Below are 13,085 nucleotides of genomic sequence, written 5' to 3'. Positions count from 1 at the left end.
ACCCTTCGACGCCGACTCCCTCCGTCGAACCCGCGCTCTGAGGGAATTATTTATCGCTGGCCCGAGTCGGGTGGCGTATGGACTCGAAGAAGTTCCTCTTTTGTTCGCTCGATGCGGCCCTCATCGGAGACACCGCCTGGCAGGTCGCCCAGGAGGGCCACGACGTAAAGTACTACATCGAAACCGAGGAAGACCGCGAAATTGCAGACGGCTTCGTCGAGAAGACCGACGACTGGCGGGCAGAAATCGACTGGGCCGACGTCATCATCTTCGACGACATCTGGGTCGGTTCAGACGTGGGAACCGGAGAACTCGCCCAGGAACTGCGCGAGCAGGGCAAGGCCGTCGTCGGCGGGACGCCGAACACAGACCGCCTCGAAGCCGACCGGGGCTACGCGATGGAGATTCTCAAAGAACACGACGTGAACACCATCCAGCATCGTGAATTTTCGGATTTCGACGCCGGAATCGAGTACATCCACGAGAATCCCGGCCCGTACGTCATCAAACCGCTCGGCGAGGTGCAGAACGTCAAACGACTGCTCTACGTGGGCCGCGAAGACGACGGCAGCGACGTCGTGGACGTGCTTCGCGCCTACAAGAAGGCGTGGGGCCACCGCATGAAGGGCTTTCAGCTACAACGACGGGTCTCGGGCGTCGAAATCGCCGTCTGTGGCTTCTTTAACGGGAACAAATTCATCGAACCGATCAACTTCAACTTCGAGCACAAGAAACTCTTTCCAGGCAACATCGGCCCCTCGACCGGCGAGATGGGGACGTCGATGTTCTGGACTGCGCGCAACAAACTGTTCCGCGAGACGCTCGGCCGCCTCGAAGAGTGGCTCGCTGAGGAGGGCTACGTCGGGAGCATCGACATCAACTGCATCGTCAACAGTTCAGGCATCTACCCGCTCGAGTTCACGCCGCGCTTTGGCTACCCGACCATCGTCCTGCAAGAGGAATCGTTCAAGACGCCGACCGGTGAGTTCTTCTACAAACTCGCACACGGCGAGGACCCCGAACTGAAGGTCCACAACGGCTACCAGATTGCCGTTCGCATCTGCGTGCCGCCGTTCCCGTTCGACGACGACAAGACGTTCGACGAGAACTCGCGCAACGCGGCCATCGTCTTCGAGACCGACGACCGCGACGGCATCCACATCGAGGACACGAAGAAGGTAAACGGCCAGTGGCGCGTCGCGGGCACCTCGGGTATCGCCATCATCGCCACCGGCAAGGGACCGACGATGCAGAAGGCCCAGGAGAAAGCCTACGACCGCATCGAGAACATCATTATTCCGAATCTATACTACCGTGACGACATCGGCGAACGCTGGATCGAGGGCGACAACGACCGCCTGCTCGCGTGGGGCTACCTCGGACCCTGAACGGCCCTCCACTACGTCGCGCCGGTAGCGAAGAATTGCACGAGGGCCTGGCCACCTTCGATGAGTCCGACGGGGGAAGCCGCTGACGACCAGTTTCGCAGTGTCGCCGCCGATACTACGCCAGCGGTCGTCGGGATACGGTTCGAGAGAAACCACACTCAATAGTTCCAGGAAACATTCCATTAATGTGAGGGGGTCGTTCGTTTTGTCCCCACGGGTCACTCGAAAATCCCAGCAGTAAGCGTTCCGCGCTCTGTCGAGACTGCCGCTGGTTCACTGACGTGCCCAACTGGTTGGGGTATTTTCGCAGACCGCGCAAACCCCTATTACTGCACCAATCGTCAATTCAGTTATCGTTCCGCATGGTACACCGTGAGTCCCTCGCCAAAAGTAAGGCCATCCACCGCCGGACTGGCAAGACGTTCTACTACGCGACGAAGCTACTGCCAAAGCGCATTCGTCACGCCACCTACGTCCTGTACGCCTTCTTCCGCATTGCGGACGAAGTCGTGGACAGTGCGAACGACCTGAGTCCCGCCGCCCAGCGCGAGCGCCTCGAAACCCTCCGCGATGAGGCACTCGGTCGCAAGCCGACCGAAGAACCTGTGTTGCTCGCCTTCCGGGACCTCTGTGACGAGTACGACATCCCGGACGAGGAAGTCGTGGCGTTCGTCGACGCCATGCTCGCAGACATCGAGAAAGACCGGTACGAAACGTACGAGGAACTCGAAGGTTACATGCGCGGGTCGGCCGCGGCGGTCGGCCGGATGATGACCTGCGTGATGCAACCGGACGAACCAGAGCGGGCACTACCACACGCGACCAAACTCGGTGAGGCGTTCCAACTCACCAATTTCCTGCGCGACGTGGGCGAGGACGTCGTCGACCGCGACCGCATTTACCTCCCGCTCTCTACCCTCGAATCGTTCGGCGTGACCGAACAGCAAATCGAGGAACTCGAGTTCACTGATGGACTTGAGAAGGCTATGTCCTTCGAACTGAATCGTGCGGAGGAACTCTACCGCGAGGGCGTGGCGGGGATTCGCTACCTGCCCGAGGACAGCCAGTTCGCCATCCTCCTCTCGGCGATTCTCTACGCGGACCACCACCGCCTCATTCGCGCACAGGGGATGGACACGCTCTCGAAGACACCGTCTATCAGCGCCGCCCGCAAACTCCGCCTCATCGCCGAGACGCGCTGGGCGTGGCTCTGGAACTCTGACCCCGAGGCAGTCTTCGAGAAGGTGAGCGTCGCGGGAACCACGACCAGCAGACCGCCGGAACCGACCGGGACGCCGACGCAGGCCCGGTAATCAGCTACTTTTCGTCCACCGATTGAACGCAGGTGGCCCGACCACGAAGTCGAAGCGGTCGAGTCGCATCAAGACCACTGCGAACCCGACCGCGAGCGCCGCGGGAATCCAGTTACCGAAGTAGCCGTTTATGACGCCCCAGAGAATGGCGAAGCTCACGAGATCGTCGAGCATGAACGAACATCTGTCGAGACGTGCGCGGACGCCAGCGGCGTCGAAGCCCAGGTCGACGAGCGTCATTGCCACCGTTGCGGAGAACACCCAGCCGAGGTAGTTAGAGACGGGCACGTCGTAGTACGCACCGCCGTCTGCATATGCCCAGAAGCCGAGGTCCACTGCGGCGGGGTCCAACACGAGGTCCATCACGAGCACGAGGGCAATGCCGGTGAGCACGCGGCGAAGCCGCGAGGTGGCACGCGGGCCGAGCAGGAGCAACCCGAGCAGATAGCCGTTGAGCAGCAAGGGGAAGTAGAAGATGGGCAGGGCGAGGGGGACCTCTCCGAACAGCATCGGACCGAGGGCGAGTTGGTAGGAGAACTCGCCGTAGGGAAGGCCGGTTCGCACGCCGACCAGTTCGATTGCGTAGGTGAACGTCGCGAGCGCGAGCAGTGCGGTGGCCGCCCGGCGCGTTACGAGCGGCATGAGACCGGCGATGAGCGGCAGGCGCATGACGAACGTCGCCGCGACGAGCAAGAACGGGTTCAGGGCGAGTTCCGACGGGACGTATCCCTCGCTGCCGAGAATCAGGAGCACGGTTCCAACGAGGGGAAAGACGACGGCGATGGTGAAACGGTTGTGGTGGACCAGCGAATCGAGGCGGTCGGAGACGGTCCGGCGGGGCTGCTCAGAAGCCATTTACGAACCTCCAGAGGCCGCCGAAGGTCAAGACCATGCCGACGACGGTGTTGACCGCCGGATACCACCAGTACGCCTCCTCAACGCCCACGTCCGACGCGACGATGCCGAAGACGAGCAGCGGGTAGACGACGAGCAGTGCGCCGAGCAGGGGGTGGACGAGGGCGAAGGCGACGGCTGCCGCGAACCAGCAGGCCGCACAGTAGACGTAGGTCCGCCGAGCGCCGAGTGCGGTCGCAGTCGTGCGAATCCCGGCGGACCGGTCCGGTTCGATGTCTGGAATTGCAGAGAACGTGTGCATTCCCATCGTCCAGAGCCACCCGCCGACGATGGCGAGCGTCGGTGGCAGTTCACCCGCGAGAGTGACGTACGCGATGACCGCCGGCAGGATGTAGAGGCCGTTCGAGACGGAGTCGAGCAGCGGCGTCGTCTTGAACCGGAACGGTGGCGCACTGTACTCTATCGCGAGGAAGTAGTAGACGGCAAACACCCCGAGAGCGACCGCCGGCAGGAATGGCACGAATGCGAGGCCGAGCAACCCGGAGACGAGGATGACCGCGAGCGCGGTTCGGTTCCCCGAATAGCGAACCTCTTTGTCCGCTTTCTTCGGGTTCTCCGTGTCCACGTCGCGGTCGAAGATGTCGTTTACGCCGTACAGAAAGACGTTCGCCGGGACGAGGAAGTACAGAAAGAGGGCGATTGCGACCGGTGAGAGCAACGCGCCGAGTGAGTCCGCGCCGTAGGCCGCCCCCACGATGACCGGGCCGGCGAGGTAGAACCAGAAGCGTGGCCGCGACAGGCGAAGCAGGTAGCCACTCAGCGTGCTTTCTGTTGGAAGGAGGCCAGCGAGTACGGTTGTCGCTCCCGAGAACGTGGGTGTCCTCATAACGTCGAATCGTGGATGACGGCGTTCGCGGCGTGCTCGCCGCTGATGAGGCACATCGGAACGCCGATGCCGGGGGTGGTGAACGACCCGGTGAAGTAGAGGCCGTCTACCTTCTTCGAACGGTGTGGCGGTCGCAGCAGGGCCGTCTGTCGGAGGGTGTGAGCGAGGCCGAGGGCCGACCCCTGCGTGCTGTTGTAACGCGTCGCGAAGTCGCGCACGCAGAACGATTTCTCGAAGACGATGCGTTCGTGGAGGTCCACGCCGGTGTTCTTCGCGATGTCGTCGAGAATCTTCGCCCGGTACTGGCGGCGAAGTTTCGGCGTGTCGGTGAGGCCCGCCGCGATGGGCACGAGCGCGAAGAGGTTGCTGTGGCCCTCCGGGGCGACGGTGTCGTCGGTTTTCGAGGGGACACAGAGGTAGTACGCCGGATTGTCGGGCCACGCGGGTCGGTCGAAAATTTGCTCGAAGTGCGGGTCCCAGTCTTCGGGGAGGACGAGCGTGTGGTGGGCCAATTCGTCTACGTCGCCTTCGACGCCGAGGTAGAGCAAGAACGCGGAGGGGGCGTACGTGCGCTCGTTCCAGTACTCCTTCGAGTACTGGCGTTCGTGTTTCGGCAGGAGGTCCTGTTCGGTGTGGGCGTAGTCCGCGTCAGAGACCACGAGGTCGGGGTGGTACTCGCCCTGTGTCGTCTCGACGAGGAATCCCTCGCGGCGTCGGGTGACCTCGGTCACTTCGCAGTCGGTGACGAATTTGACGCCGAGTTCTTCTGCGAGTTCGACCATGCCGTCTATCACGGCCCCGATGCCGCTCTCTGGGTAGTACACGCCGAGGTTGAAATCGACGTGGCTCATCATGTTGTAGAGCGCGGGCGTGTTCTTCGGCGACCCCCCGAGGAACACGAGCGTGTACTGCATAATCTGCTGGAGTTTCGGGTTCTCGAAGTAGTCCTCGACGTGGCCCTGCATCGACCCGATGAGGTTGAGGCCGATTGGCGCGGCTTTCAGCACCGAGGGGTCCACCCAGTCGCGCAGGCGTGGGCGGTCCTTGTAGACGAACTCGTTCATCGCCACCTCGTAGTTGCGTTCGCTCTCTTCGAGGTACGCTTCGAGTTTCGCGCCCGCGCCTTCCTCGTAGGACTCGAACACCTCTTTTACCTGCTCGTGGTCGGGCGTGATGTCTATCTTGTCGCCGTCTTTGAAGAAAATCCGGTAGTGGGGGTCGAGGCGCTCCAGTTCGTAGTACTCGGAGGGAAGTTTGCCAAAGTGCCGGAAGAACCGCTCGAAGACGTCGGGCATGAGATACCACGAGGGTCCCATATCGAAGCGAAAACCGTCTGCTTCGAGGCGGCTTGCACGCCCGCCGAGTTGCTCGTTTTTCTCCAGAACGGTGACCGAAAAGTCGGCGTCAGCGAGATAGCACGCAGTCGAGAGGCCGCCGACACCCCCACCGATGACGACGACAGATTGTCGCGAGGAAGGACTCATGGGATAATCTACATGTCCTACCACCATAAGGAAGGCCCCCAACGAGACAGGGAAATCGCCTTTATCTTCGGGTTCACAAGAATCGGTATGAAGGAGTACACCGTGGTCGTCACCGGGGCAACCCGTGGCATCGGGGGTGCTGTCGCCCGGACATTTGCAGCCGAGGGAGCACACGTCGTCTGCTGTGGCCGGGATGCAGACGCGCTCGCCGAACTCGCCACCGACCTCGACGGCCTCGAAGGCGACGTCACCACCCACCGGGCCGACGTGCGCGACGAGTTCGACGTGGAATTCCTGATGGAGACTGCGGCGCGCATAACCGGCGACATCGACCTCGTGGTGGCGAACGCCGGCGTCTACCACGGCGACCCCGGTCACACGCCACTGGCCGAGGAGTCCTACGCCGCCTTCGACGACCATCTCCGGACGAACGCTCGCGGCGTGTTCACCACCGTCGTCGAAGCCCTCCCGTATCTCGCTCCCGAGGCTCGAATCCTCGTTCCCTCCGGTTCTGTCGCCCGGGAGTTCAAACCCGGCTACGGAACCTACGCCATCTCGAAGTCGACGGCCGAGGCCCTCGTCCACGGCTTCGCCGCCGAACTCGACCACCCCATCGGCATCGTCGACCCCGGCGTGGTCGAAACGGATCTGACGGGTACGGGCCGCGACCCCGCTGACGTGGCTCCGATGTTCCGCTGGGTGGCCCTCGAATGCCCACCCGAAGACCTGAACGGGCAGGTCGTCGACCTCACGGTCTGGAAACAGGCCACTCGGTGAACCGACGCATTTATTAATTCAACTCTCTGCGTTAACAACATGTCTCAGTCAGCCACGCGTCCCCTCGTCGGGTACGCAGGCGTTCTCGCGTTCGTCGTTCTCTCCGGGCTTGCGGTCACCGCGGGGCTCTGGAAGGTCCTCACCATCGGCTGGGTGGCCTTCGTCGCCATGGCCGGCGCGGCGATTCCGGGCAAGCGCGCCGCCGCCTCGAAACACGCCGGTCGCCTCGTGTGGGGCTACGGCCTCGCCGCGGGGGCGATGGTCACGAGTGCTGCCGTCTTCTTGCTTCCGCAGGCGTTTGGTTTCGACCCAAAAATCGGCGGATTCGGCGTCGCTGCGGGCATCCTCCTCGGCTTCGCCTCCCACACCGTCGGCCACCGCCTCGCCCACTACGACCTGCCGTTCGACGCGACGACGGCCCACCTGACGGCCCACTCGCTCACCGCAGGACTCATCATCGGCGTCGTCTACGCCGCACTTCCGGAACTGGGACTCCTGCTCGGCCTCGCTATCGTCTCGCACAAGGGGCCTGCTGGCTACGCCGCCGCCCGCCGCCTCGCTACGAACGGCAAGTCCACCTCCGTCATCCTGCTCCCCGCCGCGGGCGTCGGCATCACGGCCATCCTCTCTGGCCTCGTTGCCCTGCCCGAATCTGCGACCCTCAATGCCGCAGTCTTCGGCTTTGCCGCCGGTATCTTCCTCCACATCGCGATGGACTTCCTGCCCCGGTGTGAGGTCGGCGGGGAAGTCGGCGAAGTCGCGAAACTCACCGACGACGCCCACGCGCTGCTCGACCGGTTGCGGATTCACGCCGTCGTAAGCACCTCCATCGGGGCATTCGCGGTGTTCGGCGCGTGGCTCGTCGTTGCATAACGCTCCCGACTCCATTCTTTCTCGAGGCGGATTTCATCACGGATAATCAGACATACGTGCAACGTTAAATACTTAGAATACTAACATGTTGTTTGTCCTTCCAGTCGCTGTCACCCCGCGCACTCCAGCGAGTCCTCGTTGAACTCGGTCTCGTTGGCGCGATGTTGGGCGTGGTCTACCTCTGGCGTCAGGGATTGCGGGCGATAGCACAATCACACACTTCGGTGCTTGGCTCCGTACCAGTGGTCGGTGGCTTTGCCTCTGGGTTCATCTTCCTCGCGGGACTCATCGTGTTCATCGCGGCGTATGCGTCGATTCGAGACGTTCCGATAGCGTTCAAACTCCCCGACCGAACCAACTGCTCTGCGCTCGTGGTCGCTGGATTTGTCCCGCTTGCGCTCGTCGCCTGCACCAAACTCGTCGGCGTGCACACCGGCGTTCCGTACGGAACACTCACCAAGACCTCGTACGCCACGGATGCGGCGCTTGCACCGATACTGCTGATACTCGGGTTAGCGGTGGTAATTGGCGTCCCAACGCTCGTCTTGATTTGTCAGGTGCTCGTGCAGGGAACGCTCCGGCAGGTGTTCGACGGAACGGCGACCGTCATCCTCACCGCCGTGCTCACCGGAGTTGCGATGATGAGTACGACCGGCGGTTTTGCGCTGGCTCCCGACCTCGGCAAACTCGTCGGGACGTTGCTGTTCGTGCTCGCATTCGGCGTTGCGCTGTACGCCACAGCGCGCACGCAGCGCACCTTGATTCGCTACCTGGCGTATCTGCCGCTCGTGTTTCTCGCCGTAGTCGTCCTCGTTCCGGGCATCAACGCGACCGACTCTGTCGCGGAAGGGTTGTTCACGCTCACGCACCTCGCGGTGTTCGCTATCGCCGCCTACACCTACGAATGGAGCGACTCACTCCTCCCCCCGGCGGTCGCATACCTGAGCCTCACGCTCGCTAATTACGCGGTCGTCCTTGGGTTCGAAACCAGACTCCTGTTCTAACTCAAAGTTCTTTCAGCGTGTCCGGATCGTCAAGCTCCCAGAGCACCTGCGGGAGGAAGGCGTCTAAATTGTCGATGACCTTCCGCTCGCTCACGTCAAGACCCTCGCAGTGTTCGTGGGCCGACTCCCTGACGGAGACGTGAATGTCGCCGTCCTCGACGGTCACCTGGAGCGGAAACACAGAACACCGTGCAGGTTTCCAATCGTGTTCTAAATGCAGCGAACAGAGGCCGTCGTCGCGCAGGAAAAAGCAGGCCTGTCCCTCCTCGTTTACGTGTTCGTCGCGGTCTTTCTGCTCGCGCTTGACGAAGTTCTCCCCGCGGAACGTCGTCGTCGTTTCGTTCAGGTCGGCGTGTTTCGCGAGTTCGAAGAAGTCGGGTTCGTAGAGCAGGACGCCGTGGGTGCAACACCACGTACACTCCTCTACGCACTCGAAGGTGATGTCCGGGTCGAAGTCCACGACGGCCTCACAGCCCGGATGTACCTCTACTCGTCGCTCGGCTGTGCTCACGTTCGGGGTTCGGACACTCGCGGGGAAATCCCTTTCGCACTCGGCGATACCTCGTCGGGAATCGGCGCGCACACGGCGACGTTACGAGAGGTAGGCGGTGACGTCCGTCGAAGAGACCATCCCGATGTAGTCGTCCTCGACGACCGGGAGGTGCTTGATGCCGTACGTCGTCATCATCGCCGCGACTTCCTCCATGTAGAGGTCCGGGGTTGCGGTCTCTACGTTCTTCGTCATCACGTCGGTCACGCGCAGCGAGTTGATATCGCGACCCTCAGCGACCGCGTCGAGAATGTCTGTGCTGCTGATAATTCCGCGCTGAGTGGTCTGGACGACCAGCGCGCTGATGTCTCGCTTGCGCATCAGTTGGGCGGCCTCCATCACCGTCGCGTCCTTCGAAATCGTCTCTAATGGCGTCGACATTACATCTCGGACGGTCGCTCGCTGTTTCGAACTCATGCCTCTACAGAGGCAGAGCGACGGTATGGTGTTTTTGTCTGAAAACGATGACGTTAACTGTACCCTCGCCACCGATGACCACACTCCATGCACTTGAAAAAGCGCGTCGGCGGTTCGTCCGCAGACCCGGTCTGCTTGATGGTGTACCACGCCCGGTCGTGCCCGCACTTCTCGCAGGTCTCCTTGGCCGTTGGCTTCCCCTCGTCCGCCGCCTCCTCGCTCGTCTCGATGACGTCGTCGAAGGTCTGCTTCTCGGTGCTGACGAAGTTCTTCGCGGCCTCCTCGTCCTTTGGGACGCGAGCGCCACAACCCTTGCACACCATCTCGCTGCCGTCTGCGTGCATCATCGAGCCACACTCGTCGCAGAATTGCATGGACGGGCGTTGTCGCTCGCCGTAAAAAAGCGTTAGCGGTCGGCTTCGAGCTCGCGACGTTCCTCGACGATGGGGCAGTCGCGCACCCGAAAGTGACGCATATCGACTTGCTCTAGGATGGTCGTCCCTTCGTGGGTACAGCCGACTCCCGGCGGCGCGGTAAAGTGCTCACACCGCTCGCAGAAGCTCTGTTTCGGGACGACGGCCTCCTGGGGCTCACCCGGTTCATTTGTAATCGTGAACTCCGGGCCGGTGTCGAGTTCGTCCCACAGGTCTGCCTCCTCGGTCTGAGCGACCTCGACGTTGGTGAACATCTCCCCGTCGAGTTCCGCAAACGGGTCCTGTTCTTCGTGGGACGTTTCTGCGGCGAGTTGGTCGAACACGTCCTCGTCGGCGTCGTCGCTCATCGTTCGTCACCGCCGTCAGTGGTCGCCTCGCCGACGACCGCAGAGAGCACGTCGAGTTCGCTCTCCTCCTCTAGAGGCGCTTCGAGTTCCGGATGGGTGTTGACCAATCGCGGCGACCGGATGAGCCAGGAACCGGGTTCGACGTCAGTAAAGAGATAGCCACAGCCGGGACATGTGGGGTCGCTGAGGAGCGCGATATCGACGGGTGCGCCACACCCGGCGCACTTCGCCTTCCGCACGTCGTGTTCGAGGGCACGCTCTCGCAGGGCTGCGAGCATTTTGGTGCGCTCTGCGGAGACGGCCTCGCTCCGCAGTTGTCTGCGCACGTCGAGCGTGACCCGGGCGACGGTTTCGAGTTTGGATTCGAGGTCGTCGAGGCGTTCCTCCACCGCGGCGCTCACTTCTGCCCGGTCGCGCCGTACCTCGTCGACCGTCGCTTCGACCTGCGCGAGTTCGTCGTGCAGGTCACCGATGGCTCGTTCGAGTGACGCGAACTCCTCGTGGGTGTGGTCGCGGGCCGCTTTCGTGTCGACCTCTTTTTTCACCTGAATGACCCGCCCGCGAAGGTCCTCGATGTACGAATCTACTTTGTCCGAAAGTGCGCCGAGGTCGCGAGAGAAGTCGGCAGAAAGCGACGACTCCACGGCTTCGAGTCGCTGCTCGTCTACCGCATCTGCGGTCTCTCTCACTGCCAGTCCAGTCTCGTCAGTAACTCGATACGCTGCCACCAGCTGGACCAACAGCTCTTCACGCGTCACACCAAGCGCACTCGATTTCTCAGAGAGCCACTCGTCGAGCGCAACTGGTACGCTCACAGACAGGTCTCTCGACTCCTCACCCTCCATTCGTTACACCTTTTCGAACAATCACCTTAAACGTTCCTTCCACTTTACCGGATTTTCCGCACGTCGCTAATGTCGAATCCAGCATCGCCGATGTCCGTCTCGAAGCGAACGATGTCTTCGGCCTCGATGCGCGGCAGCACCCCACGGAACTGCTTTACGAACATCGTCCGCGCCCGACTGGACCCGCCGGTTTCCCAGGTGAATTCCATCGTCCCGTCGGTCGCTTCGACCAGTTGCTCGTGCGACTGGGAGTCGATGGTCTGGGGATTGATAGAGAGGAGAATCAGCCCCTGCCAGCGGTAGGCTGCCTTCTGAAGGCCTTTCAAGATGAGCGTGACGTCGGCCCAGGGGCGCTCCTCGGTGACGACGTTTACGAGGTCGGTAAGCGAGTCGATGACGACCAGATTGCCGGTGGCCACCTGGTCGAGACAGTTAGACAGCGCCGTAAGCACGCCTTCCGTGTCGTGTGACGCCCCGAGGTCGTCGATGGTCAGCGCCTGTTCTGCGTACCACTCGCGGGGGACTTGACTCTCGTTGAAGTACTCGTCCGAGAGGTCGTGGAATGTGATTGCGTCGACGCTCCCGTTTACGATTTCTTCGTCTATCGTCAGCCCGATTTCGCGGGTGAGCTGGGCTTCGTCCGCGGTGAACGAGAGATAGTGTACTTCTGCCGGGGACGCCGCCTCGGCTTGCAAGTCGCCGTAGTAGAGTTCGAACTGGTCGGGGTCGCCGTGTGCGAGTGCGTTCATGACCGCGCTCGTGTACATGAACTCACGCGCCCCCGCCCCCGCTTCGCCCGACAGCAGGACGACGCTCCCGGCCGGTGCGCCACCGTTGATGATGGTGTCCAGTCGCGGGATGCCAAAGGGGATTCGCTTCATACCGGGCAAATGCAGGCCTTCCGCTTACGTGTTACTCTGTCTCAACGGTCGCTCCCGCGTTCCGCCCCGCACTCACGACCACGGACCCACCCACGCCGACGCTGTCTAATATCTCTCGGGCCGCCGCTCGGGCTGCCGGGGCGTGTGCGCGGTCGGTCACGCCGAACACGGCCGGCCCCCACGACGATTGGCCCGCGCCTGAGACTGCCCCGCTCACCGTCAATCGGTTCACGATTTCACCGAGCGGCGGACGGAACACGCCGCCCTGCTCATCTGCGTACCACGCGCCGTTGAGCCGGCTGATGGTCGCCACGGCCGCCCCGAAGGTGCGCCAGTCGCCTTCTGCCATCGCGGGGAGCACGCGTCGGGCGACGACTGCCGCGATGTCGTCTGCGATGCCCGGGTCCGCGTCCTCGACGACGGTTCGGATGCTGTCGTCCTCGTTCGCCCCGCTGCGCCCCGAGGGCAGGTCGGGTATCACGACGACGAATCGCCAGTCTGCCGGAATTTCGTGGTGGGCGGCCACCGCGGGCACGTCCCACTCGCCGTCCGCCGGGCGGTCTGTGGTGAACCGTTCGGTCGGATGGCCCGCATCGAGGACGAACCCGCCCGATTCGAAGCCGGCGACGCCGATGCCGCTTCGCCCACCTCTGCCGAGGCGAGGGGCGACGTCTCTAACTGAAACAGCTTGCCCGTTTGCCGCGGCGACGGCCTGCAGCGTGGCGAGCGCCAGTTGCGTTCCGCTTCCGAGGCCGACGTGGCGAGGCAGTTCCTCGTGGACGATCACGCGTGCGCCTAGCACGCCGAGAACCGCCGCCGCCTCCCTCGCGTAGCGAGTCGCAACCGGGTGGTCACAGACCACGTCGTCTGCGGCGTGGGCTTCGACGACCACGCGTGGCTCTGAAAGCGTGACGCCGACGCCGCCGTAGAGGCGGGCGTGGGCGAGCGAGAGATTCTGAAAGCCAAAGTGGAGACGCCCCCCAGTCGTGACTCGCACCATACCCGTCACGTGGAGACGGTATCGTATCGGG

General features: G+C 62.7%; 15 protein-coding genes. 5 read left to right on the top strand and 10 right to left on the bottom strand.

Features of this window, described 5'->3' with window-relative positions; translation table 11 throughout:
• Nucleotides 1–77: 77 nt before the first annotated feature.
• Both P0648_RS13925 and P0648_RS13920 read left to right on the top strand, forming a co-directional pair.
• Nucleotides 78–1,388 (top strand): phosphoribosylamine--glycine ligase, encoded by a 1,311-nt coding sequence (locus P0648_RS13925; protein ID WP_276246664.1) that lies wholly within the window; start codon nucleotides 78–80, stop codon nucleotides 1,386–1,388.
• 362 nt (nucleotides 1,389–1,750) lie between these two features.
• Entirely contained in the window at nucleotides 1,751–2,701 is a 951-nt protein-coding gene (locus P0648_RS13920) for a phytoene/squalene synthase family protein (protein ID WP_276246665.1), read from the top strand.
• Here P0648_RS13920 and cruF read toward each other — a convergent pair whose 3' ends face one another.
• Genes cruF through P0648_RS13905 form a run of 3 tightly spaced genes read right to left on the bottom strand, consistent with a single transcriptional unit; the run spans nucleotide 2,702 to nucleotide 5,926 of the window.
• Nucleotides 2,702–3,556 carry a bisanhydrobacterioruberin hydratase gene (cruF, locus tag P0648_RS13915; protein ID WP_276246666.1) on the bottom strand — a complete coding sequence of 285 codons (855 nt, stop codon included), beginning with the start codon at nucleotides 3,554–3,556 and terminating at the stop codon, nucleotides 2,702–2,704.
• Complete coding sequence (locus P0648_RS13910; RefSeq protein WP_276246667.1) at nucleotides 3,546–4,442, bottom strand: prenyltransferase; 897 nt, start codon at nucleotides 4,440–4,442, stop codon at nucleotides 3,546–3,548. The genes cruF and P0648_RS13910 overlap by 11 nt, the downstream gene beginning before the upstream one ends.
• Entirely contained in the window at nucleotides 4,439–5,926 is a 1,488-nt protein-coding gene (locus tag P0648_RS13905; RefSeq protein ID WP_276246668.1) for an NAD(P)/FAD-dependent oxidoreductase, read from the bottom strand. The genes P0648_RS13910 and P0648_RS13905 overlap by 4 nt, the downstream gene beginning before the upstream one ends.
• 87 nt (nucleotides 5,927–6,013) lie before the next feature.
• Between P0648_RS13905 and P0648_RS13900 the strand changes: the two genes are divergently transcribed.
• The 3 genes from P0648_RS13900 (at nucleotide 6,014) to P0648_RS13890 (ending at nucleotide 8,580) form a co-directional block, all read left to right on the top strand.
• Nucleotides 6,014–6,703: an SDR family oxidoreductase gene (locus P0648_RS13900; protein ID WP_277504378.1), complete on the top strand. Its 690-nt coding sequence runs from the start codon at nucleotides 6,014–6,016 to the stop codon at nucleotides 6,701–6,703.
• Nucleotides 6,704–6,742: 39 nt separating this feature from the next.
• Complete coding sequence (locus P0648_RS13895; protein WP_277504377.1) at nucleotides 6,743–7,576, top strand: ZIP family metal transporter; 834 nt, start codon at nucleotides 6,743–6,745, stop codon at nucleotides 7,574–7,576.
• Between the two features lie 92 nt (nucleotides 7,577–7,668).
• Nucleotides 7,669–8,580 (top strand): hypothetical protein, encoded by a 912-nt coding sequence (locus P0648_RS13890; RefSeq protein WP_277504376.1) that lies wholly within the window; start codon nucleotides 7,669–7,671, stop codon nucleotides 8,578–8,580.
• Between the two features lies 1 nt (nucleotide 8,581).
• On the opposite strand, the gene P0648_RS13885 is transcribed toward P0648_RS13890, so the two are convergent.
• The 7 genes from P0648_RS13885 to P0648_RS13855 form a co-directional block, all read right to left on the bottom strand.
• Nucleotides 8,582–9,091, bottom strand: a complete 510-nt coding sequence (locus P0648_RS13885; protein ID WP_276246672.1) for a YkgJ family cysteine cluster protein — start codon at nucleotides 9,089–9,091, stop codon at nucleotides 8,582–8,584.
• A gap of 81 nt (nucleotides 9,092–9,172) precedes the next feature.
• Entirely contained in the window at nucleotides 9,173–9,511 is a 339-nt protein-coding gene (locus P0648_RS13880) for a CBS domain-containing protein (protein WP_276246673.1), read from the bottom strand.
• Nucleotides 9,512–9,600: 89 nt separating this feature from the next.
• Entirely contained in the window at nucleotides 9,601–9,921 is a 321-nt protein-coding gene (locus tag P0648_RS13875) for a transcription factor S (protein ID WP_276246674.1), read from the bottom strand.
• Between the two features lie 32 nt (nucleotides 9,922–9,953).
• Nucleotides 9,954–10,328, bottom strand: a complete 375-nt coding sequence (locus tag P0648_RS13870; protein WP_276246675.1) for a hypothetical protein — start codon at nucleotides 10,326–10,328, stop codon at nucleotides 9,954–9,956.
• Complete coding sequence (locus tag P0648_RS13865; protein WP_276246676.1) at nucleotides 10,325–11,173, bottom strand: hypothetical protein; 849 nt, start codon at nucleotides 11,171–11,173, stop codon at nucleotides 10,325–10,327. Before P0648_RS13865 ends, P0648_RS13870 begins: the two co-directional genes overlap by 4 nt.
• 44 nt (nucleotides 11,174–11,217) lie before the next feature.
• On the bottom strand, nucleotides 11,218–12,054 hold the full coding sequence (locus P0648_RS13860; RefSeq protein WP_276246677.1) for an HTR-like protein: 837 nt from the start codon (nucleotides 12,052–12,054) through the stop codon (nucleotides 11,218–11,220).
• Between the two features lie 31 nt (nucleotides 12,055–12,085).
• Complete coding sequence (locus P0648_RS13855) at nucleotides 12,086–13,054, bottom strand: beta-ribofuranosylaminobenzene 5'-phosphate synthase family protein (RefSeq protein ID WP_276246678.1); 969 nt, start codon at nucleotides 13,052–13,054, stop codon at nucleotides 12,086–12,088.
• Nucleotides 13,055–13,085 lie beyond the last annotated feature (31 nt).

Source organism: Haladaptatus sp. DYSN1, from assembly GCF_029489995.1.
In the GTDB taxonomy this organism is placed as follows: Archaea; Halobacteriota; Halobacteria; order Halobacteriales; family Halococcaceae; genus QDMS2.
This window is presented reverse-complemented; position numbering and strand designations above follow the sequence as displayed.